At 57.0% G+C, this 25012-nt stretch carries 22 protein-coding genes and 1 pseudogene; 5 read left to right on the top strand and 18 right to left on the bottom strand.

Going from position 1 to position 25012, the window contains the following annotated elements; translation table 11 throughout:
• Positions 1 to 12: 12 nt before the first annotated feature.
• Complete coding sequence (gene pdxY, locus P349_RS19895) at positions 13 to 873, top strand: pyridoxal kinase PdxY (RefSeq protein ID WP_024909354.1); 861 nt, start codon at positions 13 to 15, stop codon at positions 871 to 873.
• A gap of 90 nt (positions 874 to 963) precedes the next feature.
• Here pdxY and gstA read toward each other — a convergent pair whose 3' ends face one another.
• The 12 genes from gstA to blr form a co-directional block, all read right to left on the bottom strand.
• Entirely contained in the window at positions 964 to 1569 is a 606-nt protein-coding gene (gstA, locus tag P349_RS19890) for a glutathione transferase GstA (protein WP_032651032.1), read from the bottom strand.
• 105 nt (positions 1570 to 1674) lie between these two features.
• Positions 1675 to 3183 (bottom strand): dipeptide/tripeptide permease DtpA, encoded by a 1509-nt coding sequence (dtpA, locus tag P349_RS19885; RefSeq protein WP_024909352.1) that lies wholly within the window; start codon positions 3181 to 3183, stop codon positions 1675 to 1677.
• Positions 3184 to 3774: 591 nt separating this feature from the next.
• Complete coding sequence (nth, locus tag P349_RS19880) at positions 3775 to 4410, bottom strand: endonuclease III (protein ID WP_008500570.1); 636 nt, start codon at positions 4408 to 4410, stop codon at positions 3775 to 3777.
• Complete coding sequence (locus P349_RS19875; RefSeq protein WP_023617347.1) at positions 4407 to 5093, bottom strand: electron transport complex subunit E; 687 nt, start codon at positions 5091 to 5093, stop codon at positions 4407 to 4409. The genes nth and P349_RS19875 overlap by 4 nt, the downstream gene beginning before the upstream one ends.
• A 2-nt stretch (positions 5094 to 5095) precedes the next feature.
• On the bottom strand, positions 5096 to 5716 hold the full coding sequence (gene rsxG / locus P349_RS19870) for an electron transport complex subunit RsxG (RefSeq protein WP_032651034.1): 621 nt from the start codon (positions 5714 to 5716) through the stop codon (positions 5096 to 5098).
• 10 nt (positions 5717 to 5726) lie between these two features.
• Positions 5727 to 6779: an electron transport complex subunit RsxD gene (rsxD, locus tag P349_RS19865; RefSeq protein ID WP_032651036.1), complete on the bottom strand. Its 1053-nt coding sequence runs from the start codon at positions 6777 to 6779 to the stop codon at positions 5727 to 5729.
• Positions 6780 to 8801: an electron transport complex subunit RsxC gene (rsxC, locus tag P349_RS19860; RefSeq protein WP_032651037.1), complete on the bottom strand. Its 2022-nt coding sequence runs from the start codon at positions 8799 to 8801 to the stop codon at positions 6780 to 6782. It lies immediately after the preceding gene.
• A complete protein-coding gene (gene rsxB, locus P349_RS19855) occupies positions 8794 to 9372 on the bottom strand; it encodes an electron transport complex subunit RsxB (RefSeq protein WP_032651039.1) in 579 nt (192 codons plus the stop codon). The genes rsxC and rsxB overlap by 8 nt, the downstream gene beginning before the upstream one ends.
• Positions 9372 to 9953 (bottom strand): electron transport complex subunit RsxA, encoded by a 582-nt coding sequence (gene rsxA / locus P349_RS19850; protein WP_008500564.1) that lies wholly within the window; start codon positions 9951 to 9953, stop codon positions 9372 to 9374. The genes rsxB and rsxA overlap by 1 nt, the downstream gene beginning before the upstream one ends.
• A gap of 76 nt (positions 9954 to 10029) precedes the next feature.
• Entirely contained in the window at positions 10030 to 10470 is a 441-nt protein-coding gene (locus tag P349_RS19845) for a DUF2569 domain-containing protein (protein ID WP_024909347.1), read from the bottom strand.
• 86 nt (positions 10471 to 10556) lie between these two features.
• Positions 10557 to 10772 (bottom strand): transcription modulator YdgT, encoded by a 216-nt coding sequence (gene ydgT / locus P349_RS19840; protein ID WP_013096896.1) that lies wholly within the window; start codon positions 10770 to 10772, stop codon positions 10557 to 10559.
• A 231-nt stretch (positions 10773 to 11003) separates the two neighbouring features.
• Positions 11004 to 11129 (bottom strand): division septum protein Blr, encoded by a 126-nt coding sequence (gene blr / locus P349_RS0124080; RefSeq protein ID WP_169814161.1) that lies wholly within the window; start codon positions 11127 to 11129, stop codon positions 11004 to 11006.
• Between the two features lie 243 nt (positions 11130 to 11372).
• On the opposite strand from blr, the gene P349_RS19835 reads away from it, so the two are divergent.
• The gene (locus P349_RS19835) at positions 11373 to 12413 is read left to right on the top strand and encodes an oxidoreductase (protein WP_032651040.1); all 1041 of its coding nucleotides are present in this window, start codon (positions 11373 to 11375) and stop codon (positions 12411 to 12413) included.
• Positions 12414 to 12465: 52 nt separating this feature from the next.
• Here P349_RS19835 and add read toward each other — a convergent pair whose 3' ends face one another.
• The 3 genes from add to malX all read right to left on the bottom strand — a co-directional run bounded on the left by add (position 12466) and on the right by malX (position 16377).
• Positions 12466 to 13467 (bottom strand): adenosine deaminase, encoded by a 1002-nt coding sequence (gene add, locus P349_RS19830; RefSeq protein WP_032651041.1) that lies wholly within the window; start codon positions 13465 to 13467, stop codon positions 12466 to 12468.
• Positions 13468 to 13563: 96 nt separating this feature from the next.
• Positions 13564 to 14736, bottom strand: coding sequence for a MalY/PatB family protein (locus tag P349_RS19825; protein WP_032651043.1), 1173 nt, complete (start codon positions 14734 to 14736; stop codon positions 13564 to 13566).
• A 48-nt stretch (positions 14737 to 14784) separates the two neighbouring features.
• A complete protein-coding gene (gene malX, locus P349_RS19820) occupies positions 14785 to 16377 on the bottom strand; it encodes a maltose/glucose-specific PTS transporter subunit IIBC (protein ID WP_032651044.1) in 1593 nt (530 codons plus the stop codon).
• Positions 16378 to 16554: 177 nt separating this feature from the next.
• Here malX and P349_RS19815 point away from each other — a divergent pair, with 177 nt between their 5' ends.
• On the top strand, positions 16555 to 17583 hold the full coding sequence (locus P349_RS19815) for a Mal regulon transcriptional regulator MalI (protein ID WP_032651046.1): 1029 nt from the start codon (positions 16555 to 16557) through the stop codon (positions 17581 to 17583).
• Positions 17584 to 17704: 121 nt separating this feature from the next.
• On the opposite strand, the gene P349_RS19810 is transcribed toward P349_RS19815, so the two are convergent.
• Positions 17705 to 19237, bottom strand: a complete 1533-nt coding sequence (locus tag P349_RS19810) for a YdgA family protein (protein ID WP_032651048.1) — start codon at positions 19235 to 19237, stop codon at positions 17705 to 17707.
• A 214-nt stretch (positions 19238 to 19451) separates the two neighbouring features.
• On the bottom strand, positions 19452 to 20636 hold the full coding sequence (manA, locus tag P349_RS19805) for a mannose-6-phosphate isomerase (protein WP_032651050.1): 1185 nt from the start codon (positions 20634 to 20636) through the stop codon (positions 19452 to 19454).
• A 199-nt stretch (positions 20637 to 20835) separates the two neighbouring features.
• Between manA and fumA the strand changes: the two genes are divergently transcribed.
• Both fumA and fumC read left to right on the top strand, forming a co-directional pair.
• On the top strand, positions 20836 to 22482 hold the full coding sequence (gene fumA, locus P349_RS19800; RefSeq protein ID WP_023311463.1) for a class I fumarate hydratase FumA: 1647 nt from the start codon (positions 20836 to 20838) through the stop codon (positions 22480 to 22482).
• 182 nt (positions 22483 to 22664) lie between these two features.
• Positions 22665 to 24059, top strand: coding sequence for a class II fumarate hydratase (fumC, locus tag P349_RS19795; RefSeq protein WP_032651052.1), 1395 nt, complete (start codon positions 22665 to 22667; stop codon positions 24057 to 24059).
• On the opposite strand, the pseudogene tus reads toward fumC, so the two are convergent.
• A pseudogene (gene tus, locus P349_RS0124085) lies at positions 24060 to 24989 on the bottom strand (DNA replication terminus site-binding protein). It lies immediately after the preceding gene.
• Positions 24990 to 25012 lie beyond the last annotated feature (23 nt).

A 25012-nucleotide genomic window follows, 5' to 3' on the forward strand; every position in this document is an offset into this window, starting at 1 on the left:
GGTAAGAAAAAAATGAAGAACATCCTCGCCATTCAGTCCCACGTTGTTTTTGGACACGCGGGCAATAGCGCCGCGGAATTCCCGATGCGTCGCCTCGGCGTCAACGTCTGGCCCCTTAATACCGTGCAATTCTCTAACCACACGCAATACGGCAAATGGACCGGCTGCGTGATGCCGCCTTCGCACCTCACTGAGGTTGTGCAGGGTATTGCCGATATCGACCAGCTCAAACGCTGTGACGCCGTGCTGAGCGGTTACCTCGGCTCAGCGGAGCAGGGGGAGCATATCCTCGGTATCGTGCGCCAGGTGAAAGCCGCCAACCCGTCGGCAAAATACTTCTGCGACCCCGTCATGGGCCATCCGGAGAAAGGCTGCATCGTGGCGCCGGGCGTTGCAGAGTTTCACGTCCGCCACGCGCTGCCCGCCAGCGATATCATTGCGCCAAACCTGGTCGAACTCGAAATTCTCTGCGAGCGTCCGGTTAACAGCGTAGAAGAGGCCGTAAGCGCGTCCCGCGAGCTTATCGCGCTGGGGCCTGACGTTGTGCTGGTAAAACATCTTGCGCGCGCAGGGCTGAGCCAGGACCGTTTTGAGATGCTGCTGGTAACGAAAGATGACGCCTGGCATATCAGCCGTCCGCTGGTGGATTTTGGCCAGCGCCAGCCGGTTGGGGTCGGAGATGTCACCAGCGGTCTGCTGCTGGTGAAATTACTGCAAGGGGCGACAATGCGCGACGCGCTCGAGCATGTTACTGCGGCGGTGTACGAAATCATGATTGCGACGAAAGAGATGCAGGAATATGAACTGCAGGTGGTCGCGGCACAGGATCGTATCGCGAAGCCGGAGCACTATTTCAGCGCAACCCAGCTTTAAACACCGCCCGGCGGCGCTGCGCTTGCACGGGCCTACGGAATTCGTAGGCCGGGTAAGCGTCAGCGCCACCCGGCAACACAGTCTGCTCGGTTAATTCAACCCTTCCGCTTTCAGCGCTGCAGCCACCGCAGGACGCTCTTCCACGCGTTTCATATACGCTGCAATATGGTCTAACCCTTCCAGGTTAAGCTTAACCGCGCGCGCCCAGCGCAGCACGGTGAACAGGTATGCGTCGGCAATCGTGAAGCGCGGACCCGCAATCCACTGATCGTCTTTCAGCGATGCGTTAACGTACTGCAGCTTTTTCTCAAGAAGGGCGCGCAGGGTCGGTTTGAACTCCTCTGGCGTATCCGGGCGGAACAGAGGGGTAAAGCCTTTGTGCAGCTCGGTGGCAATGTAGTTCAGCCATTCCAGCGTCTTATAACGCGAAATGGTACTGACCGGCGCCAGCAGATGGCGATCGGGTACGCTATCGGCCAGGAACTGCATAATCGCCACGCCTTCGGTCAGCAGAGTACCGTCATCCAGCAAGAGCGCCGGAACTTGTCCTTTCGGGTTGATGGCAAGAAAATCATCGCCGTTTTCCAGACGTTTTTTCATCAGGTCAACGCCATCCAGCGTGAAATCTTTGCCGCTCTCGCGCAGGGTGATATGGGAAGCAAGAGAGCACGCACCCGGTTTGTAGAACAGTTTCATCGGTAACTCCTTTTTGCTGAGGTTTCAGCTATGTTAGTGCGCAAACGGATAAAAAAAAAGCCGCTAATGCATTAGCGGCTTCTGGTCAGTTGTTTCTCACGGAAATCACGCGGTAGCGGTGTTTGTCGCTTTAGCGGTCTTGTCGTCGTCCTGAGTCATACGGTTCAGTTTCGGCGCTGTCAGCAGCATCAGAGCGGCAATTACCGCAGTCGCGATACCAATTTGCATGAACACGGTACCGTAGACGTTCAGGGAAAGCAGTGGATCGGTTACATTTTCCGGAACAGCCATCAGGTTAGCAATCTTACCCGCGATGATTGCCGCACCGGCAGTGGTCAGGAACCAGCTACCCATGATGAAGCCCATCAGACGCTGAGGAACCAGCTGCGCAACCATGGCCAGTCCCAGGCCGGAGATCATCAGCTCGCCGATAGACTGCAGCGCGTAGCTCAGGATCAGCCAGTTAACGGAAACGATACCTGCGTCGGACGCAAATTTGGTACCCAGTGGCAGTACCAGGAAGGCACCAGAACACAGCACCATACCCAGCGCAAACTTGTGCGGCATCGGCAGACGGTCACCCATCTTGTTATAGATAGCGGCCAGAATTGGGGAACCAATCATGATCCAGAACGGGTTCAGTGCCTGGAACTGCTCAGGTTCAAACGCGATACCCAGAATGGAGTGCTCTACGTTACGGATGGCGAAGAAGTTCAGTGAAGTTGGCATCTGGCTGTACAGCACGAAGAAGATAATCGCTTCCAGCATCAGAATGAACGCCACAATCATCTTGCGACGGGCCGCACCCTGCATGGCGAATGCTTCTTTTGCAAAGATGACCACGATACCCAGCGCAACCACGCCCAGAACGGCACGTGCGATACCCTGGTTGTGCAACAGCCAGGTGGCGATGGCCGCGAGGACAACAACGCCCACGATGGTGGCCAGCAGTTTGCCCATATGCACAGGCTCGAAGTCAGGTTTTGAACCGTAGTCTTTGACCCAGCTGCGGCAGAACAGGAAGTTCACCACGGTGATCAACATACCCACGAAGCTCAGTGCAAATGCCACGCTCCAGCCGAATTTCGCCGCGAGCCATGGAGTTGCCAGCATAGAGAAGAACGAACCGATGTTGATGGACATGTAGTACATGGTAAATGCACCGTCCAGGCGCGGATCGTCTTTGTTGTAGCAGGTCGAAAGCAGAGAGGACGGGTTCGCTTTGAACAGACCATTACCGACGGCAATCGTCGCCATACCCATATACACGACAGCGGCATCATGCCCTGACCATGCAACCAGACCATAGCCAATCGCCAGGACAATGGCGCCCAGCATGATGACGCGTTTAGTCCCGAGGACTTTATCGCCCAGCCAGCCGCCAATCGCGACCAGACCGTACACCAGAGCACTGAAGGAAGAGAACAGCGTGATGGAATCGGCTTCGGACATACCCAGCTGTTTTACCAGGTAAACCGCCATGATCCCTTGCAGGCCGTAATAACCAAAACGCTCCCATAACTCGATAGAGAAGATGAGATAGAACGCTTTAGGTTGTTTAAAAGCGTTAAGACTCACGCTTTCATCTGTTGGTTTATTGTTTGCAGTAGACACATATACCTCTTTTTTTACATCCCATATTAATGGGGGTGTTCATAGCGTGATGGCCGTAGTCCATACGCCTTATAGTTATATTGGGAGGAGAAACGGCGGGTAATGTTCACTATCCTGCCCCATCTGGCAATACGTTTGTAATAATCTGTTACATATATCTGGAGTGGTATAATCGTCGGTTCATGCAAATGTTATTCAGCGTTAAATTTCATACGATGAGTAAAGGTAGTTTTTTCGACTGGTAATGACCGGTCCGGATCGGCTTTTGGCGATATGTTCTGCTATTTGTCGCTTTACGCAGTGATATAGCCCATATTCTGAAAAATAGCTGGTCTTATCTTCGGTGGTGGGAGGTGAGTATGTTGTCAGACAAAGGGTTTAGGCCGATTTTGACAACAAAAATTCAACATGAAGTTATCAGGGTGATCGCGATCACAGATGTATAGAAATTTTTGGCTATGAAAAAAGTATTAACCTGTTTGAGCGTTAAACAACCGAACAAGTGACAGGTCAGAGTAAGCGAAAGACGGACAAGTAACGGCCAAAAGAAGAGCATTCGATAGCCCTTCCTTTAGTATGGGATTGAGGTGATCAGGGATACACTTTTTCTTTGTATTCGCAGAGATCTTCAATAATGCAGGAGCCGCAGCGAGGCTTGCGGGCAATACAGGTATATCGGCCGTGCAGAATCAGCCAGTGATGGCAATCCACCTTAAATTCTGCCGGAACCACTTTCAGCAGCTTCTCTTCGACCTGCTCGACGTTTTTGCCCGGCGCGAAGTTGGTCCGGTTAGACACGCGAAATATATGCGTATCCACGGCGATAGTGGGCCAGCCAAACGCAGTGTTAAGCACCACGTTTGCGGTCTTACGCCCCACGCCCGGTAAGGCTTCCAGCGCAGCGCGGTCCTCCGGCACTTCGCCTCCGTGCTGTTCCAGCAGGATCCGGCAGGTCTTGATGACGTTCTCGGCTTTGCTGTTAAACAGGCCGATGGTTTTGATATACGACTTCACGCCTTCCACGCCCAGCTCCAGCATGGCCTTCGGCGTATTGGCGACCGGATAGAGCAGGGCAGTGGCTTTATTGACGCTCACGTCGGTCGCCTGTGCAGAAAGCAACACCGCGATCAGCAGCTCAAACGGGGAGGTAAAATTCAGCTCCGTCGTCGGGTGCGGGTTCTCGTCCCGCAGACGGGTCAGGATCGCAATGCGCTTTTCTTTATTCATGAAGCCTTCTCGGGTGTCCCTTCCAGAACGCTGCGCTCAGCCGCGCGGCGCTTACGTTTTTCATCAATCAGGTATTTTATCGCCAGCATCATGCCAAGGCCAATAAATGCGCCGGGCGGCAGCATTGCCAGCAGGAATGGCGTATCGGTGTGGAACACTTCAACACGCAGCGCTTTGGCCCAGCCGCCGAGCAGCGCATCTGCGCCGTCAAACAGCGTACCGTTACCGAGGATCTCGCGCAGCGAGCCCAGCACGAACATGGCGCATGTGGCACCCATGCCAATGGAAAACCCATCCAGCGCCGACATGGCGGGGCTGTTTTTCACCGCGAAGGCTTCCGCGCGCCCGACAACGATACAGTTGGTGACGATAAGGGGAATAAAGATCCCGAGCGACTGGTACAGGCCAAACGCGTAGGCGTTAATCAGCATCTGAACGATACTGACCACCGACGCAATGATCATGACATAAATCGGAATACGAATTTCCGACGGCGTCCAGCGGCGCAGGGCAGAGATGGAGAGGTTGGTCAGGGTTAATACCAGCGTGGTTGCCAGACCCAGACCGAGCGCGTTGGTGGCGGTGGACGTTACCGCCAGCAGTGGGCACATGCCCAGAAGCTGTACCAGCGCGGAGTTGTTCTTCCACAACCCCTGGACAATAACCTCTTTAACCTGGCTCATGATTACTCCTCACAGGCCGGAAGATTGTTGATTTGCGCGGGCAGCGTTTCAGCATACAGCCCGGCTCGTTTTACGGCATTCACCACCGCACGTGGGGTGATGGTCGCCCCGGTGAACTGGTCGAATTCGCCGCCATCTTTCTTCACTGCAAACGCGGTGTCACCTTCGCCATGGATCACCTTACCGGCAAAGTGCAAAATCCAGTCGCTCAGACGGGTTTCAATTTTATCGCCAAGACCCGGCGTCTCATGGTGCTCCGTCACGCGGGTGCCCAGTATGGTGCCGGAGAAATCGCTGCCCACAAGCAGCTGAATGGCGCCGGAATAGCCGTCAGGCGCCGTCGCTTCCATCACTGCGCCGACCGGTTTATCCCCTTTGCGGGCGATAAAGAGGCGGTGCGGGCCTTTCCCAAGCTGCGGCGCGTCTACCACAAAGCAGCTTTTTTGCAGGTCATTATCGTAGAAATCGGACGGGATCACCTGATCGAACAGCGCCTTTTGCTGCTTCGAGGCCTGTTCTTCGATGGTCGTTTTGGTCAGCGCATTAACCAGTGCCGTCAGCCCCGTCAGGACCGCGGCGAAGACAGCCAGCGTGACGCCGTGTTTTTGCATCGTTTTTAACATGGCGAAACCCTTAGCGATGACCGTACACGCGTGGACGCGTGTAATAGTCGATGAGCGGAACGGTTATGTTGGCAAGCAGGACGGCAAAGGCCACGCCGTCCGGGTAGCCGCCAAAGCTGCGGATAAGCCATACCAGCAGGCCCGCCAGCGCGCCGAAGATCAGACGTCCACGGTTAGTCGTGGACGCTGTCACCGGATCCGTCAGGATAAAGAAGGCACCCAGCATGGTCGCGCCGGAGAGCAAATGCATCTGCGGGCTGGCCAGTGATTCAGGCGAGAAGACCCAGCCCAGCGTGGCGCAAACCGCCAGCGTCACGAGGAAGCTGACCGGAATATGCCAGCGAATGGCTTTCTGCTGCAGCAGGAACAGGCCGCCCAGCAGATACGCCAGGTTGACCCACTGCCAGCCTGCACCCGCCAGCATGCCGCTGTAGATCGCGGACTTCATGATCTGCTCAACGCTGTGCCCGGCATGCAGGGATGTTTTAAAGGTATCGAGAGGCGTCGCCTGGCTGATACCGTCCACGCCCATGCGCAGCGCGTTCATATCCGCACCGAGCGCCGTATGGCCGGTAAAGATCACGTGCAGGGCATCCATAAAGCCCGGAACCGTGGCAGCAATCTCATGCGGAGGCAGCCAGCTGGTCATCTGTACCGGGAAGGAGATCAGCAGCACCACGTAGCCAATCATCGCCGGGTTGAACGGGTTATGGCCGAGCCCGCCGTACAGCTGTTTGGCAATGATCACCGCAAACACGGTACCCAGGACCACCATCCACCATGGGGCGAACGGTGGGATACTGATGGCCAGCAGCAGGCCGGTCAGCAGCGCGGAGTTATCGGCAAGAATGCGGGAGACAGCCGCCTTACGCAGCTTAAGCACAAGGGCTTCCGCCGCCAGGGCGCTGGCGCAGCCCAGGATTATCTGGAACAGGGTTCCCCAGCCGAAAAACCAGCACTGAACGGCAATGCCCGGCAGCGCCGCCAGGCAGACCAGCATCATGATGCGCGATGTCTGGCGCTGATTGTGGGTGTAAGGGGAGCTTGCGATTCTGAAAACCATTTAATCCTCGTTAACTGCTTGCTGTGCGGCTTTCTTCGCCTGAACGCGCGCAATGGCGGCGGCGACGGCGGCCTTGCGCGGGTCATCGTTGGCGGCCTGCGGTTGCTCATCCTGCTGCGCCGCTTTACGGGCTTTAGCGCGGGCAATCGCCGCTTCGACGGCGGCTTTACGCGGGTCGACCGGCGCTTCGGGTTCTGCGGTTTGTGTCTGCTGCGCCGTTTTGCGCGCTTTAGCCCGGGCAATCGCCGCTTCGACGGCCGCTTTGCGAGGGTCGACGGCTTCCTGCTCGACCACTACATTTTGCTCACCGGCTTTGCGGGCTTTGGCCCGGGCAATCGCTGCCTCAACGGCGGCTTTACGCGGGTCGATCTCCGCCTCTGCCTGGACCGTTTGCGCTTTTTCAGCCTGGCGGGCGCGCGCTGCGGCCTTACGTGCTTCACGCGCGGCAATCGCTTCGCTGTTGTCCGGTTTCTCGCCAGCCGGGATCACCACAGGCTGCGCCGCAGTGGCTTTTTTCTCGCGAACGCGCGCCAGTGCGGCGTTAATCGCATCCTGATCTTTCTCGGCAGGCTGAACGGCGGCCTGCTTATGGCGCTCCTGACGGGCGATTTTTTCGCGTTCCAGTCGCGCCTGGCGCGCTTCGAAGCGCGCTTTGGCTTCTGCCGCGCGTTTTTCTTCCATGGAGATGGCATAAATTTCAGCCTTCTCCTGGCGGAAATACTGCACCAGAGGAATGTTGCTAGGGCATACCCAGGCGCAGGCACCGCATTCAATGCAGTCGGCCAGGTTATGGGCTTTTGCCTTGTCGTGCAGCTGGCCTTTGCTGTACCAGTACAGCTGCTGCGGCAGCAGATCCGCCGGGCAGGCGTCGGCACAGGCGCTGCAGCGGATGCAGCCTTTCTCTTCCTGCTCCTCGCCCATTTCGGTCGGAGAAGGCGCGAGCAGGCAGTTGGTAATTTTCACTACCGGCACGTCCAGCCACGGCAGGGTAAAGCCCATCAGCGGGCCGCCCATGATCACCATCTGGTCGCTGCCCGGACAAAACTCAGCCTGTTCCAGCAGATGACGCACCGGCGTACCCAGACGCGCCCAGACGTTGCCCGGACGAGAAATTGATTCCCCGGTCAGCGTCACCACGCGCTCGGTTAACGGTTCGCCGTCAATCACCGCGCGCTTCACGGCATACGCGGTGCCGACGTTTTGCATCAGCACGCCGATATCCGAAGAGCGTCCGCCATGCGGGACCTGCTTGCCGGTGAGAATTTGCGTCAGCTGTTTTGCGCCGCCGGAAGGGTACTTGGTCGGGATAACGCGCAGGCTAATATCGTGACTGCCCGCCAGCACGGCGCGCAGCATTGAAATAGCCTGCGGTTTATTGTCTTCGATACCGATCAGCACTTCCCGCGGCTGCAGAATGTGCGCGAGGATGCGGATACCTTCCACCACCTGGGCGGCGCAGTCCTGCATCAGACGATCGTCGGCGGTGATATACGGCTCGCACTCGGCGGCGTTAATAATCAACGTCTGAATGTTATCGCCACCGCCGCGGAGTTTGACACCGGTCGGGAAGCCTGCACCACCCAGACCAGCAACGCCGAACTGATGAATGCGCTCGATAAGCGCTTCGCGGCTGTGGGCGCGGTAATCGCTCCAGCCGTCACGGTCAATCCAGCGGTCTTCGCCATCGGCTTCAATCATCACGCTCAGCTCTGAGAGCGCGGACGGATGAGCCACCGTATGAGGGGCAATGGCGACCACCTTACCTGAGGTGGGGGCGTGCACCGGCAGCATACGTCCGCGGCCAAAGGTTAGCGGCTGACCGCGAAGAACCGTATCGCCTTCTTTCACGCACAGCTCACCCTCAGCGCCGATGTGCTGCTTGAGCGGCATGACGAAACGGGTCGCCAGCGGAATTTGACGCAGCGGCGTGCCGTTAGACTGGGTTTTCATCTCCGGTGGATGAATACCGCCGTCAAAGTCCCAAATCTTCTCTTTTCTGAAAGCAGAAAATAACTTAAGCATGTTGTTCCACAGGAATATTGCGAACCGGAATGGCTTGAAGATCCCACTTCCAGCTTTCGGTAGTCGTTTCAACCGGGCGCAGCTCGATACATTGCGTCGGGCAGGGGGCCACGCAGAGGTTACAGCCGGTGCAGAGGTCCGCCACGACGGTGTGCATGGCGCGGGTTGCGCCCACAATGGCGTCAACCGGGCAGGCCTGAATACATTTGGTGCAGCCGATACAGTTGGCTTCGTCGATCACGGCCAGCGCACGAACCGGCTCCTGCACGTCCGCATCGCCGTCAACAGGCTGCGGGTCAACGTTAAGCAGGGCCGCAATTTTCAACATCACCGCTTCGCCGCCGGGCGCACAGCGGTTAATTTTTTCACCCTGAACCCCTACCGCTTCGGCATAAGGGCGGCAGCCGGGGTAGCCGCACTGCCCGCACTGGCTTTGTGGCAGAAGCTCATCAATTTTTTCTACAACGGGATCGTCCTCTACCGCAAAACGGCGGGAGGCGTAGCCCAGGATAAGGCCAAACACCAACCCCAGAACGCTGATAGAGGCGATGGCAATCCAGATAGCATTCATTACAACTTCACCAGACCACTAAAGCCCATAAAGGCCAGAGACATTAAACCTGCGGTCACCAGCGCAATCGCGTTACCGCGGAAGGGCGCAGGGATATCCGCTGCTGCCAGGCGCTCGCGAATGGAGGCGAACAGCACCATCACCAGAGAGAAACCGACTGCCGCAGAGAAACCATACAGCGCCGACTGCATAAAGTTATGACCAAGGTTGATGTTCAGCAGCGCTACGCCGAGAACCGCACAGTTGGTGGTGATCAGCGGCAGGAAGATACCCAGCAGGCGATAAAGCGCCGGGCTGGTTTTACGCACCACCATTTCGGTAAATTGCACCACCACCGCGATAACCAGAATAAAGGCCAGCGTACGAAGATAGGTTAATCCCAGCGGGATGAGGATCCAGGTATCGATCCACCACGCGCAGATGGACGCCAGCGTCATCACGAAGGTCGTCGCCAGCCCCATACCCATTGCTGTTTCCAGCTTTTTGGAAACGCCCATAAACGGACACAGGCCAAGGAACTTCACCAGAACGAAGTTGTTAACCAGCACGGTGCCGACAAAGAGCAGTAAGTAATCGGTCATTATTTAGCCTGAAATAAAAAAGCCGCCTATTATCGGACAAACCGACGCAGGCGACAACAGGTTATCTGTAGGGTTATTACGGGTTCACGAAGGTGTTTTTCACCCGCGTCGAACGTTTGAAATAGGGCACCAGCAGCGCCGCAGCCAGCAACGGGAATAGCAGCTGACGAACGGCCAGCGCGTCTGATACGGGCGAAAAGGCAAACGCTTTCACCGCCAGCAGGACCGAAATCAGCAGCCAGATAATGTAGTGCTTAGGCACACTCTTGCGGCGCTTAAAGAAGGCGATGGTCAGCCACAGCGTGTAGTACCACATTCCAATCGCGAAAACGAACGACACAAACCACAAAGCAATATTCAGCACGCTTTGCGACATCAGGGTCTGGATGGCGTGAGGGGTAATCAGTGCGGTGGTATACAGCAGCAGCGCAAGCGATGCGCTTAATAAGGCAACCAGCAGCCATGCCAGTGGGGCGATTAACCAGCCTCCAATGCGTTCTCCAGGCGTTGCGGTCATGAACTCTCCCATAATCTGCGCGAAATGTTGTACAGCCAGTTTGCAGGGCGGAGAGTATATAACATTTCGCGCGGATGGCTACTTTCTTATAAAACGTAACGCCATACAGACTTAGGCACTTCACCGACGTTGAACAAACGACCACCGGAAACCAGCTCCGCGCGGCGATGGTCTGCGGCGCGATACATATTAATGATGTCCTGATTATCCGACAGGGTGTAGTTCAGATGGTCAAACAGTTTTTCCAGGCTCTCAAGCGAATTGATCTTGCGAAATTTTAATAAATAGTCCTGAACTGTCATATTAATAAGTTTCCATATAAAAGTGAGTAATACCAGTTAAGGTAATTCGGTCGAATAATAAACGGATTAATAAAGACGTAAACAGCCCACTCAGGTAACGCGACGAAATTAGGAGTTTTCTTTGCTGAAATTCAGGCATCAGACGATGCCTGGAAGAGAAGGTTAACCGTGTTCACCAGGGCTGGCAATACGAAACTGACATATTATGTCACTCTTTATTGCAGTAACCGGTTACTTAGGTTGGGCGATGGTGACAGGCTCCGGCGGCTGGTAGTTATCGATATGGCTGGCGACGCCCAGCAAAATGACCGAAACTCCAAGGACAATCCATCCCGCTAATTCAATGATTCGATTAATAATTGACGTCATAATGCGTAATTGTACTTTATCCATAAAGACAGGGCGCAAATGTTACAGTGACGTCTCCCTGACGGCAAGCGCTTTGGGAACGGTTCCCTTAAACAAAATCAGTAGGTTAATACTATGTAACAAAAACAACCCGTACAACCTGCTATTTTAAGTCATAGGGCACATTATTAATCTGTGCTCATGCCAGGTTAGCCAGTGTGAAATAAGAACGTCATAAAAGAGGATGGCACTATGAGTGATAATATCCGCGTCGGGGTTATCGGCTACGGGTACGCGAGCAAAACGTTTCATGCGCCTCTGATAGCCGGGACGCCGGGGATGGTGCTGGCGGCGGTATCCAGCAGCGATGCCGCTAAAGTCCATGTCGACTGGCCTTCCGTGCCGGTTGTCTCTGAACCTAAACACCTTTTCAACGATCCGAATATTGATTTAATCGTCATCCCCACACCGAACGACACCCACTTTCCGCTGGCAAAGGCCGCGCTGGAGGCCGGTAAGCACGTAGTGGTCGATAAGCCCTTCACCGTGACGCTGTCACAGGCACGCGAGCTGGATGCGCTGGCAAGGAGTCTGGGCAGGCTGCTGTCGGTGTTCCATAACCGCCGCTGGGACAGCGACTTTCTGACGGTAAAAAGGCTTCTCAGTGAAGGCACGCTAGGGGAGATCCTCTTTTTTGAATCGCACTTTGACCGCTTTCGTCCGCAGGTGAGAAACCGCTGGCGCGAACAGGCCGGTCCGGGCAGCGGCATCTGGTACGATTTAGCCCCGCATCTGCTGGATCAGGTCGTCAATCTTTTTGGTCTGCCGGTGAGCATGACGGTCGATCTCGCCCAGCTCAGGCCCGGCGCGCAGACAACCGATTACTTCCACGCGGTGCTCAGTTACCCGCAGCGGCGGATTGTGCTGCACGGCACGATGGTCGCGGCCGCAGAATCGGCCCGCTATATCATTCACGGTACGCGCGGGAGCTACGTGAAGTTTGGTCTCGATCCGCAGGAAGACAGGCTTAAAAACGGTGAACGTCTGCCGCAGGAAGACTGGGGCTATGATATGCGCGACGGCGTGGTAACGCGGGTCGAAGGCGAGGAGCTGGTCGAGGAGACCTTGCTGACGATACCGGGGAATTATCCGGCGTATTATGCCGCTATCCGCGATGCGCTGAACGGCACGGGAGAGAATCCGGTTCCGGCCAGCCAGGCGATTCAGATTATGGAGCTGATTGAGTTGGGCATCGAATCTGCCAAACATCGCGCGACGCTCTGTCTGGCATAATTTTTTAATATGTTGTAGGCCGGGTAAGCGTCAGCGCCACCCGGCAACGGTGTTAACCGCGAGCCACTTTATCTTTCAGCGCCTGCTTCTCAGCAGGCGTCAGGAAGGCAATTTCCAGCCCGTTGATCTGCGCCTGACGGATCTGCTCGCGGCTCAGACCCGCCTGCGGTGCGGCGATGTTGTACTCGTGGATAATATCCACGCCCTGAACCGCCGGGTCGTCAGTGTTCAGCGAGGCCAGCACGCCGTGCTCGAGGAACGTTTTTAGCGGGTGATGCGCCAGCGTCGCCACGGTGCTGGTCTGAATGTTAGACGTCAGGCACGACTCAATCCCGATACGCTGCTCCGCCAGGAAATCCATCAGGGCGCGATCTTCGACCGCCTTCACGCCGTGACCGATACGCTCGGCGCCCAGCTCGCGGATGGCCTGCCAGATGCTTTCCGGGCCTGCCGCTTCACCCGCATGCACGGTAATGTGCCAGCCGGCATCGCGCGCGCGGTTGAAGTGGGAGAGGAACAGGCTGCCCGGGAAGCCCAGCTCGTCGCCGGCGAGGTCGACGGCGGTGATGGCATCGCGATGGGCCAGCAGCGCTTCCAGCTCCTGCAGGCAGGCGGCTTCACCGAACGTACGGCTCATGATGCCGATCAGCCGAGCCTGAACGTCGAAGGTTTTACACCCTTCGCGCACACCTTCAATGACGGCTTCCACCACGCCTGCAACGGGCAGGTTGTGGGTCATCGCCATATAGCCCGGCGAGAAGCGCAGCTCGACGTAGTGCAGGCCGTTGCGGGCTGCATCTTCGATGTTCTCAAACGCCACGCGGCGGCAGGCATCCAGCGACGCCAGCATCTTCACGCCCCAGTCGAGTTTGCTCAGGAAGCTGACCAGGTCCGGTTCATTAGAGGTCACCTGTACGTGAGGGATCAAGGACTCAAGGGTCTGAGCAGGAAGCGTTAAATTGAACTGGCGGCCAAGATCGAGGATGGTTTGGGCACGAATGTTACCGTCAAGGTGACGATGAATATCAGTTAAAGGCAGGCGTGTATCAATCATGGTCGCACTCTTTTCTGGTTAAAGTGCGCCATATTATAAAAACAAAACGGGGTAAAAAGCTATTTGCGCAAGGGAATATTCCGTTGCGCAAATTGATTACAGGAGCGTGTTAATCCCGGCAATGAGGCGTTGCACACCTTGTTCCAGCTTGCTGCGCGGGCAGCCCGCATTCAGGCGAACAAAGCCATTTCCTTCTTTGCCGTAGGTATATCCCGGCATGATGGCGACCTTTTGCTGCTCGATCAGCACTTTTTGCAGCGTCCGATCGTCAATGTTCAGCGGGCGCAGATCGATCCAGGCCAGATAGGTCGCTTCGGGCGGCTGCCAGTTCAGTTTCGGAAAAGCGCGGTTTACTTCCTGCGCGATATACAACAAATTATCTTCGAGATAACCCCGCAGGGCATCCAGCCACGGCTCCCCCTGCTGATAGGCGGCGATATGCGCCGTCAGCGCCAGCACGGAAGGGGAAGAGAGCCCGTCCCGGCCTTTTAGCGCGCTGAGGTAACCGTTACGGCTCTCTTCATCGCCAATCAGGCCGTAAGCGCCCGTCAGCGCCGGAATATTAAAGCTTTTCGAGCCGGAGGTGAGAAGCGCCCATTTGCCGCGCGCCACCGCGTTCCACGGCGTGTGACGACGCTCTCCCCACACCATGTCCATATGGATTTCATCGCTGATAACCGCCACGTCATAGCGTGCGCACAGTTCCGCCATCTGCGTCAGCTCATCCCGCGTCCAGACCTTGCCGGTCGGGTTTTGCGGGCTGCACAGCAGTAAAATTTTGTTTTCCGGTTTCGCGAGGGCCGCTTCCAGCGCAGCCATGTTTCCCTGCCAGCCTGCAGCCTGCTTTTCCATCTCTACGGGCACCACATGACGCGCATTGCCTTCAATGGCTTTGTAAAACGCATCGTATGCCGGGGTGTGTACCACCACGCCGTCGCCGGGGTTTGACCAGAGACGAATCAGCTCTGACACCATGTAGATAACGGAAGGGCCATAAACGACCGATTCGGTCTCAATCTTGCTGTGAAAGCGCTGCTGGAACCAGTGCGCAACGGCGGCGAGAAACTCATCGTTCTTCCAGCGGCTGTAGCCCAACACGCCGTGATTGATGCGCTGATGCAGCGCGTCGGTAATGCAGGGCGCGGTGGCGAAATCCATATCCGAGATGGTGAAGGGCAGCAGGTCGGCTGCGCCAAAGCGGTCGGCGACGTAGTCCCACTGCGTACACCAGGTGCCGTGTCGATCCACGACGGTAGAAAAATCAAACATGACGTTAATCCTTAAAGTAAAACCCCCTCATAAGAGGGGGCTGAGGCATCAGGCTTCTACTGTTCGCATCAGGGTGGCCAGCTCATCCTTCACCGACTGTACCTGCGGGCCGATAACCACCTGCAAATTGTGCTGATTTAACTGTACCACGCCAATGGCCCGGTTGGCTTTCAGGGCGTTGGTATCCACTTTTGACATATCCGCCACCGACAAACGCAGGCGGGTAATGCAGTTATCCAGCGAGGTAATGTTATCCGCACCGCCCAGCGCCGCCAGAATGGCAGGGGTGTTGTAGCCGGATTTGCCCACGGTACCGGCAACCGCCTGTTCCACGCTGGTGGCCGTATCGGTATCGCGGCCTGGCGTTTTCAGGTTAAAGCGGGTGATGGCGAAGCGGAAGATCCCGTAGTACACCACGAACCAGATTGCCGCCACGACCGGGACCAGATACCACTTGGTGGAGAGGCCGTGCAGGATGCCGAAGACCACGAAGTCGATGACGTTGCCGTCGGTGTTACCGATAGTGACGCCCAGCACCGCCATCACGGTAAAGCCCAGACCGGTCAGCACAGCGTGAATCAGATACAGCACCGGCGCAACGAACAGGAACAGGAACTCGATTGGCTCGGTGGTACCACCTACGACGCAGGCGATCACGCCGGAAATCAGCAGCCCTTTAATTTTATGACGGTTTTCCGGGCGTGCGCAGTGGTACATCGCCAGCGCGGCACCCGGCAGGCCGCCGAGGAAGGCAGGCATTTTACCCTGAGACAGGAAGCGGGTGGCGCTTTCGGAGAAGCCGTGGGTGGTCGGGCAGCTCAGCTGCGCCTGGAAGATGGTCAACGCACCGCTCACGTCGTGGCCGCACACCTCCATCGTCCCGCCCGCTTCGGTGAAGCGAATCAGGGCCACCAGGATGTGCTGCAGGCCAAACGGCAGGAGCAGACGCTCGCCGGTGCCGAAGATCATCGGACCGAAATCTCCCGCGCCGTTGATGATGCGGCCAATGCCGTTGATGCCCAGCGCAAAGACCGGCCAGATCAGCGGAATGATCAGACCAAACAGGCCCATCACCACCAGGGTGATAATCGGCACGAAGCGGGTGCCGCCGAAGAAGGCCAGGGCATCCGGCAGACGGATATTGTGGAAGCGCTCGTGCAGCATCCAGATAATCACACCCGCGATCACCGCCCCGAGGATCCCGGTATCAATAGACTGGATGCCAATCACGCTCTGAATGTTGTTGGCCTTCAGCACGGCAGCGTCGGTGGTCGGCAGTATGCCTTTCGCGGTCAGCCAGAAGTTAACCGCGAGGTTCATCACCGCGTAACCCACAAAACCGGCAAACGCCGCGACGCCTTTATTTTCGCGCGCCAGGCCCAGCGGGATAGCGATACAGAACATGACGGGCAGGAAGCTAAACGCAAAGGAGCCGACTTTACTCATCCAGATAAAGATGGCCTGCAGCACGGGAGTACCGAGGAACGGGATCAACGTGATGACGTCTTTACTGCTGAGCGAGCTGCCGATCCCGAGCATGATCCCGCAGAACGAGAGGAGTGCCACGGGCAGCATAAAGGTTTTACCCAGTTGCTGGAAAAATTCCCACAGCGATATTTTTTGTGCTGCTTTCGCCGTCATAAAACGACTCCTTTATTGTTAAAATCAGTTTGTCTGCTTCAATGCTGCGAGAAGATAAAACGTTTTATCAAAGTTTAGTGCGCGCTAAATCACATTCTCAGGCTTTGACTGGTAGTATAAAGATAACGTATTGATAAAACGTTTTACCGATCTCATTTCAGGGAGTCACGCCGACACATGGCTGTAGCGAAAAAAATCACCATCAACGATGTCGCGCTTGCGGCGGGTGTTTCCGTCAGCACCGTTTCTCTGGTGCTAAGTGGGAAGGGGCGCATCTCTCCTGCCACCGGTCAGCGGGTGAACGAGGCGGTTGAACAGCTGGGCTTTGTGCGTAACCGTCAGGCGTCGGCGCTGCGCGGCGGGCAAAGCGGTGTGATTGGCCTGATTGTTCGCGATCTGACATCACCTTTCTATGCGGAGCTGACCGCAGGGTTAACCGAAGCGCTTGAAGCGCAGGGGCGGATGGTCTTTCTGCTTCACGGCGGTCGCGAGGCCGATCAGCTGCTTTCCCGGCTCGATATGCTGCTGAATCAGGGTGTGGACGGGGTGATCGTCGCCGGGGCATCGGGCGTGGGCAGCGAACTGTGCGAGCGCGCCGCCGAAAAAGGCGTGCCGCTGGTGTTTGCCTCGCGCGCCAGCTACCTCGACGAAGCCGATACGCTGCGCCCGGATAACATGCAGGCCGCGCAAATGTTGACCGAGCATCTTATTCGTCGCGGGCATCAGCGTATTGCCTGGCTGGGTGGTAAAAGCTCGTCCCTGACCCGCGCCGAGCGGGTAGGCGGCTACTGCGCGACGCTGATTAAATACGGCCTGCCGTTCCACAGCGAGTGGGTCGTGGAGTGTGAATCCAGCCAGAAGATGGCGGCGGAAGCGATAGGCGCGCTGCTGCGAAGCAGCCCGACGATCAGCGCCGTGATTTGCTATAACGATGTGATCGCTATGGGCGCCTGGTTTGGCCTGATCCGCGCCGGGCGTCAGAGCGGCGAGGGCGGGGTGGAAACCTTCTTCGGCCACCAGGTGGCGCTGGGGGCGTTCGCCGACGTCGGGGAAAACGCCCTCGACGATCTGCCGATCGTCTGGGCCACCACCCCAGCGCGGGAGATGGGTTATACCCTGGCGGACAGGATCATGCAGCGCATCGACAATGCGGATGTGCAGGCCGGGCACCAGATTGTGGCAGCGCGGCTGGTGACGGTGAAATAATCTCCGCTGCACATCGCCCGGCGGCGCTGCGCTTGCACGGGCCTACAAGGTCGATTGTAGGCCGGGTAAGCGTCGCCGCGACCCGGCAATAAAAAACCCCTCATGCGAGGGGTTTTGACGTTTACTGCTGCGGTGCCGCCGGTTCGGCTGGCGCTGCCGGTTCAGCCGGTTCCGGCATCCCCAGAGCAGGCATACCAAACATACCGACGAAGTCTTCCAGCGGCATTTTGTCGCCGTTAAGCGTGACCTGGCCGTTGGCGTACTGCAGGCTGGTGGAAATCGTGTTGTTTTCCACTTTGGTGATGCGGAACATCTGGCCCATGGCCGCCAGACCTTTCACCTGCTGGTTCGCCAGCTTGCCGGCATCTTCATCGCCGTAGCCTTCCAGCTTCGCAATCTGGGTCATAAACTCGGTCGCCATATCCATCGGGATGGTCAGCTTGCTGTCGAGCGACTTCACGCTGCGATCCACTTCCTGCGCCAGCGTCTGCGGTTCACCCGTTGCAGTGGCCGGATCTTTCAGGAACAGAGACAGGTTGAAGCTGGTTTCGCCTTTGCTGTTTTTCCAGCTCAGCGGAGCAACGGTTATCACCGGCTCGCCTTTCAGCAGGATTGGCAGGTTGTTGAACAGCACCGCCATCGCCTGCTGCTGGTACACTTCCGGGTTCTGCTGCAGCGCGGTATCGGTCAGCAGCGCCTGGCTCTCTTTACTGTATTTCTGGCTAAACTCGTGCCACGCCTGGCCGTCGATATTGCCGATCTTCAGCGACAGTTTGCCGGTGCCCAGATCCTGATTCTGTACTTTCAGGCTCTTCAGCGTGTAATCCAGCTGGGTATTGATGCTCTTACCGTCTTTGGAAACGTCGGATTTGCCGTTGACGTCCATGCCTTCCAGCACGGCCATCTCTTTCCCTTCAACCGCAATGGCGACTTTATCGAGAGACAGTTTTTGATCGCCAATACGCTCCTGGAAATCGGTCATTCGGCTGTTGCCGTCGGCTTTCAGGTTGCTGAAGGTGAGCTGAACTTTTTGGTTATATTCGTTCACGGCATTGACCAGGCCGCTCTCCGCTTCACCCGTCAGGGAGAACACGTTTCCGTCGCGGTCAGCATCGAGTTTGAAGTGGCCGCCGCTGAAGGCGACTTTTTCATTCTCTTTCTCGTAGTTCAGCGCTTTCAGCGCAATATCGGAACGGGTGTCACCGGCATAGCTAATTCGGGTATTAATGTCGAAAGGCGATTCATTCTTTGCCAGGTCAAACAGCGGTTTGGTGACGTCGTTATTCACCAGCACGGTATGAACGGACGCCATCGACGGGATCAGGTTAAAGGACTTCAGCTGCGCCAGCGGCAGCGGACCGTGGCTCACCACCTCGTCCAGCACCACGCTCTGGCCCGGTTTCAGCCAGCCGTTTTCAGCACCGGCAACTGGCTTCACCACCAGCTGCATACGGCTGGTAAACACACCGCGGTGATAGTTCTGGTAGCTCAGTTCCAGACCTGCTTCCGGCGCGCTGCGCTTAATCTCTCCGTTAGCCTGCGCCACCATTTCAGCCAGACGGCCTTCCAGCTGTTTCCCGGTAAACCAGGAGGCACCCGTCCAGACCACGCCTAACGCTACAATCACTCCAACCGCTACGACCGATTTTTTCATTGCGACTATCCCTAAAATGAAACCAGGCGGTAAAAACCGCCTGGAGATATTAAGCCTGCAACTAGCTTAGCAAGAGTTGTTAAAAAAATCAGTAAGTCCCTAATACCCGTCATACTTCAAGTTGCCTGTGCGTTGGCTTTCCTCGCTCACCCCAGTCACGTACTTATGTACGCTCCTGGGGATTCGCTGCGTCGCCGCCTTCATGCAACTCGAATTATTTAGGGTATAGCTTATTGAAAACGCGCGCGAGGCGACCGGTGCCGCTCACGCTGACCGGGGACTCATTGGCTGCAACGAATGCTGACTCTCCGGGCTTAAGCACCAGACGCTGTTCGCCTTTGCGCAGCGTCGCTTCGCCTTCAACGCAGAACAGAATCGCCGCGCTCTCCTGAGCCACCGACGTTTCGGCGCTGCTCAGGTCGTGCAGGGAGAAGGCAAAATCCTCAACCGGGATCGGGAAGTCCAGCTCTGCGCCGTTTTTCACCGGCTGCGTCAGCAGCTCCGCGGCAGGTTTCGCCACGAACTTCACGTTGGCAACCAGCTCAGGAATGTCGATGTATTTCGGCGTCAGGCCCGCGCGCAGCACGTTATCGGAGTTGGCCATCACCTCCAGCGCCACGCCCTGCAGGTAGGCGTGCGGGGTTTCCGCGAACAGGAACATTGCCTCGCCCGGGTTCAGCTTCACCACGTTCAGCAGCAGAGGGGAGAACAGGCCGCTGTCGTCCGGGTAGAATTCGGAAATCAGACGAATAGTCTCCCACGGTTCACCTTGCTGGCTGTCCAGGGCGGCTTTCAGCACCGCCAGCGCGTGGGATTTCTCTTCACCCTGCATATTCAGCAGGTTGGCAAACAGCTGGCTCAGCGCGTCGGCGTTCGGGTTTTCGAGGAAGTGGGCGATAGCCTTGTTGGCACCCGCGACCGGTTGCAGCAGAGAAATGATCTCCGAAAACTCGCGGAACGCGTTCATCGCCAGGAACGGCGTCAGCGCGAACACCAGCTCCGGCTTGTGGTTGGGATCTTTGTAGTTACGCTCGGCGGCGTCTAACGGGATACCCGCCGCGTTCTCTTTCGCAAAGCCGATTTCAGAGGCTTGCTTGTTCGGGTGAACCTGGATGGAGAGCGGCTGGTCGGCGCACAGCACCTTAAACAGGAACGGCAGTTCGCCGAAGCGGCGAGCGACCTTGTCACCCAGCAGCGCGGCTTTATCGGCATCAATCACGTCGCGCAGGCTGCGTACCTGGCCGTTGGCGTCTTCAATTTTTGAGCTGCTCTTCGGGTGCGCGCCCATCCACAGTTCTGCCATCGGCAGGTTGTTCGGGTTCGCGATACCGTAGAGATCCGTTAACGCAGTTTTACTTCCCCAGGCGTAGTTTTGCACTGAGTTAATGAGTTTTTGCATTATCAAGCCCTGATTCAATTGTGGAATTAACTCCGGGTATTAAAGCAATAAACCTCATGGAAGTAACCTGTGGATGTAAAAAGTCGTACTAGTCTCAGTTTTTGTTAAAAAATTGTGTAGGATAAGCTGACTCGCTTTTAAGCCGGGCAGCGGAACATCTGCCCTGAATAAACAGACCGAAGCAGTAAGTGAGAGACCAATGTCGAATAAACCCTTCCATTATCAAGATCCTTTCCCCCTCAGTAAGGATCGGACCGAGTATTACCTGTTAACCCGCGATCACGTCTCCGTTTCTGAGTTTGAAGGACAAGAGATCCTCAAAGTCGATCCGCAGGCGCTGACGCTGCTGGCGCAGCACGCTTTCCACGACGCCTCGTTTATGCTCCGCCCTGCGCACCAGCAGCAGGTTGCCGATATCCTGAGCGACCCGCAGGCCAGCGAAAACGATAAATACGTTGCCCTGCAGTTCCTGCGTAACTCCGATATCGCCGCGAAAGGCATTCTGCCAACCTGTCAGGATACCGGCACGGCGATCATCGTCGGTAAAAAAGGCCAGCGCGTCTGGACCGGCGGCGGTGACGAAGCGGCGCTGGCGCACGGCGTTTATAACACCTACACCGAAGACAACCTGCGCTATTCGCAAAACGCCGCGCTGGACATGTACAAAGAGGTCAACACCGGCACCAACCTGCCAGCACAGATTGACCTCTACAGCGTCGACGGTGATGAGTACAAATTCCTCTGTATCGCCAAAGGCGGCGGTTCAGCCAACAAAACCTATCTCTACCAGGAAACCAAAGCGCTGCTCACCCCGGGCAAGCTGAAGAACTACCTGGTTGAGAAGATGCGCACCCTCGGCACCGCGGCGTGCCCGCCGTACCATATCGCATTTGTGATTGGCGGTACCTCGGCTGAAAGCACGCTGAAAACCGTCAAGCTGGCCTCAACCAAATACTATGACGGCCTGCCTACCGAAGGTAACGAGCACGGCCAGGCGTTCCGCGACGTACAGCTTGAGCAGGAACTGCTGGAAGAGGCGCGTAACCTGGGTCTCGGCGCGCAGTTTGGCGGCAAATACTTTGCCCACGACGTGCGCGTGATCCGTCTGCCGCGTCACGGTGCCTCCTGTCCGGTCGGTATGGGTGTCTCCTGCTCTGCGGATCGCAACATCAAGGCCAAGATCAACCGCGAAGGCGTGTGGATCGAAAAACTGGAAAACAACCCGGGCAAGTACATTCCGGAAGAGCTGCGTAAAGCAGGTGAGGGTGAAGCGGTTCGCGTTGACCTGAACCGTCCGATGAAAGAGATTCTGGCGCAGCTTTCGCAGTATCCGGTCTCGACCCGTCTCTCCCTGAACGGCACGATTATCGTGGGGCGCGACATCGCGCACGCGAAGCTGAAAGAACGTCTGGACAATGGCGAAGGGCTGCCGCAGTACATTAAAGATCACCCGATCTACTACGCTGGCCCGGCTAAAACGCCTGAAGGCTACGCCTCTGGCTCGTTAGGCCCAACCACGGCAGGGCGTATGGACTCGTATGTCGACCAGCTGCAGGCCAACGGCGGCAGCATGATCATGCTGGCGAAAGGTAACCGCAGCCAGCAGGTGACGGACGCCTGCCACAAGCACGGCGGCTTCTACCTCGGCAGCATCGGCGGCCCGGCAGCGGTGCTGGCGCAGGGCAGCATCAAGAGCCTGGAGTGCGTGGAATACCCGGAACTGGGTATGGAAGCGATCTGGAAAATTGAAGTGGAAGACTTCCCGGCGTTTATCCTCGTGGATGACAAAGGCAACGACTTCTTCAAGCAGATCCAGTCGTCCCAATGTTCGGCGTGTGTGAAGTAATTCTGTAAATTGCCGGGTGGCGCTGACGCTTACCCGGCCTGTATTCTCGTAGGTCGGGTAAGGCGCAGCCGCCACACGACACCAAAAAGAGCGCACAAAGCGCCATAACGTTTCTCAGAAGTCATCAATACTTATCCCTTAAGCATGTGAGCAATCCCTCTTTTGTTATCAAGGAGAAAGTAATGACCACGGTACGCCATGAGAAAGATTCGATGGGCGCCATCGACGTCCCGGCCGACAAGCTATGGGGCGCGCAAACCCAGCGTTCGCTGGAGCATTTCCGTATCTCGACTGAAAAAATGCCCGTCTCGCTGATTCAGGCGCTGGCGCTCACCAAACGTGCAGCTGCGAAAGTGAACCAGGATTTAGGCCTGCTGGCGGCAGACAAGGCAACCGCCATCATCAACGCCGCCGACGAAGTGCTGGCGGGTAAGCATCCCGACGAATTCCCCCTCGCCATCTGGCAGACCGGTTCCGGCACCCAAAGCAACATGAACATGAACGAAGTGCTGGCGAACCGGGCAAGCGAACTGCTGGGGGGCGTGCGCGGCATGGAGCGTAAGATCCATCCGAACGATGACGTCAACAAAAGCCAGAGCTCTAACGACGTCTTCCCCACGGCGATGCACGTGGCGGCGGTGATTGCTATCCGCGAGCAGCTTATTCCGCAGCTCAACGTTCTGAAATCCACGCTCAATGAGAAAGCGCAGGCCTTCCGCGACATCGTTAAAATTGGCCGTACGCACCTGCAGGACGCCACGCCGCTGACGCTCGGCCAGGAGATTTCCGGCTGGGTGGCGATGCTGGAACATAACCTGAAGCACATTGAATACAGTCTGCCGCACCTGGCGGAGCTGGCGCTCGGCGGGACGGCGGTCGGGACCGGGTTAAACACCCATCCAGAATACGCGGTGCGCGTGGCGAAGGAGCTGGCAAACATCACCGGGCAGCCGTTCGTCACGGCGCCCAACAAGTTCGAAGCGCTGGCGACCTGCGACGCGCTGGTCCACACCCACGGCGCGCTGAAAGGGCTGGCGGCATCATTAATGAAAATCGCCAACGACGTGCGCTGGCTGGCCTCGGGCCCGCGCTGCGGCATTGGTGAAATCAGCATTCCGGAAAATGAGCCGGGCAGCTCCATCATGCCGGGCAAAGTCAACCCGACCCAGTGTGAAGCCATGACTATGCTCTGCTGTCAGGTACTGGGCAACGACGTGGCCGTCAACCTGGGCGGTGCATCCGGCAACTTCGAGCTGAACGTCTATCGCCCGATGGTGATCCACAACGTTCTGCAATCGATTCGTCTGCTGGCGGACGGGATGGAGAGCTTTAACGAGCACTGTGCGGTAGGGATTGAGCCGAATCGCGAGCGTATCAACCAGTTGCTCAATGAATCCCTGATGCTGGTGACGGCGCTGAATACCCATATCGGCTACGACAAGGCCGCCGAGATCGCTAAAAAAGCGCATAAAGAGGGGCTGACGCTGAAAGCCTCCGCCCTGGCGCTGGGCTATCTGACGGAGGCGGAGTTCGACGCCTGGGTTCGCCCGGAAGCGATGGTCGGCAGCCTGAAATAATCAACCCGCCACATACAGGTGCAGCCGCGGAATAATCAGCTGCAGCGGCTGCGCCTGAGGTCTGTAACGGTGCTGGACATTGTCCGCATCGTAATTCAAAAGCTCACCAATATCCGGCACGATGGCCCCCTGATTGGCATCAAAGAGCGCAATCAGCGGCGTCGGACAGGCATACTGAACCTGTTTTTGCTGACCGGAATACCAGACGCGGGCGATAGGCTGCACCTTCACCGGGCGCTTTATCTTGAGGCGCGTGTCCACCGGTAGCGAGGCGATGCTGTGGTACTCCTGCTCCAGGCGCTCAATCCACTGCTCACGCGACTACGGTGCGACGGTGCGCGGCGTCTTCAGGCTTTTTTCCAACTGCGCCAGAATCTCATCCCGGGTGAAGTTTTTAATGATGTGCTTATTCGCCCAGCCGAAGCGCAGCGTAGCGGGGTGACGCAGTACCGTCAGCGTGCGATAGGCATTCAGGGTAATTAACCCAGGAAGCTGACGGTGCACCCATTCAAACCGGGCGGCAGGGGCGAGGCCGGACTCTTCGGTAACGATCTTTTCAAATGCCGCTTTCAGGGTGTTGATATGGGTAATCCGGGCTTCCAGCGCTTCGCGCGTTGTCGCATCGGTTTGCAGGCAGATCACGCCGGGCAGACGCACGGCCGCCTTACTGCTGCGGTTTTCAGACTGCTGCTGGATAAACAGGCGACGATAGTGTTTCAGCGCCAGCTCAAGGGCGGCGCTGCCGATGTGCTGTTCAACCTCGATGGTGTCCAGCGGGTCGTGTTCTGCCCCTTTAGCTACCTCGGGCAGGGTAAAGACGCGCCCGGCCAGCAGACGGCAGGTCTGCAAACGTTCGGTCAGGGTCAGGAGCTCGTGTTCTATTTCCCGAAACGTGCTGTTCAGCCGTTCGAGGAGATCGTAATTGGCCATAAACACTCTCTTTAGTTACAACA

Source organism: Enterobacter sp. DC4 (genome assembly GCF_000568095.1).
Taxonomy (GTDB): domain Bacteria; phylum Pseudomonadota; class Gammaproteobacteria; order Enterobacterales; family Enterobacteriaceae; genus Enterobacter; species Enterobacter pseudoroggenkampii.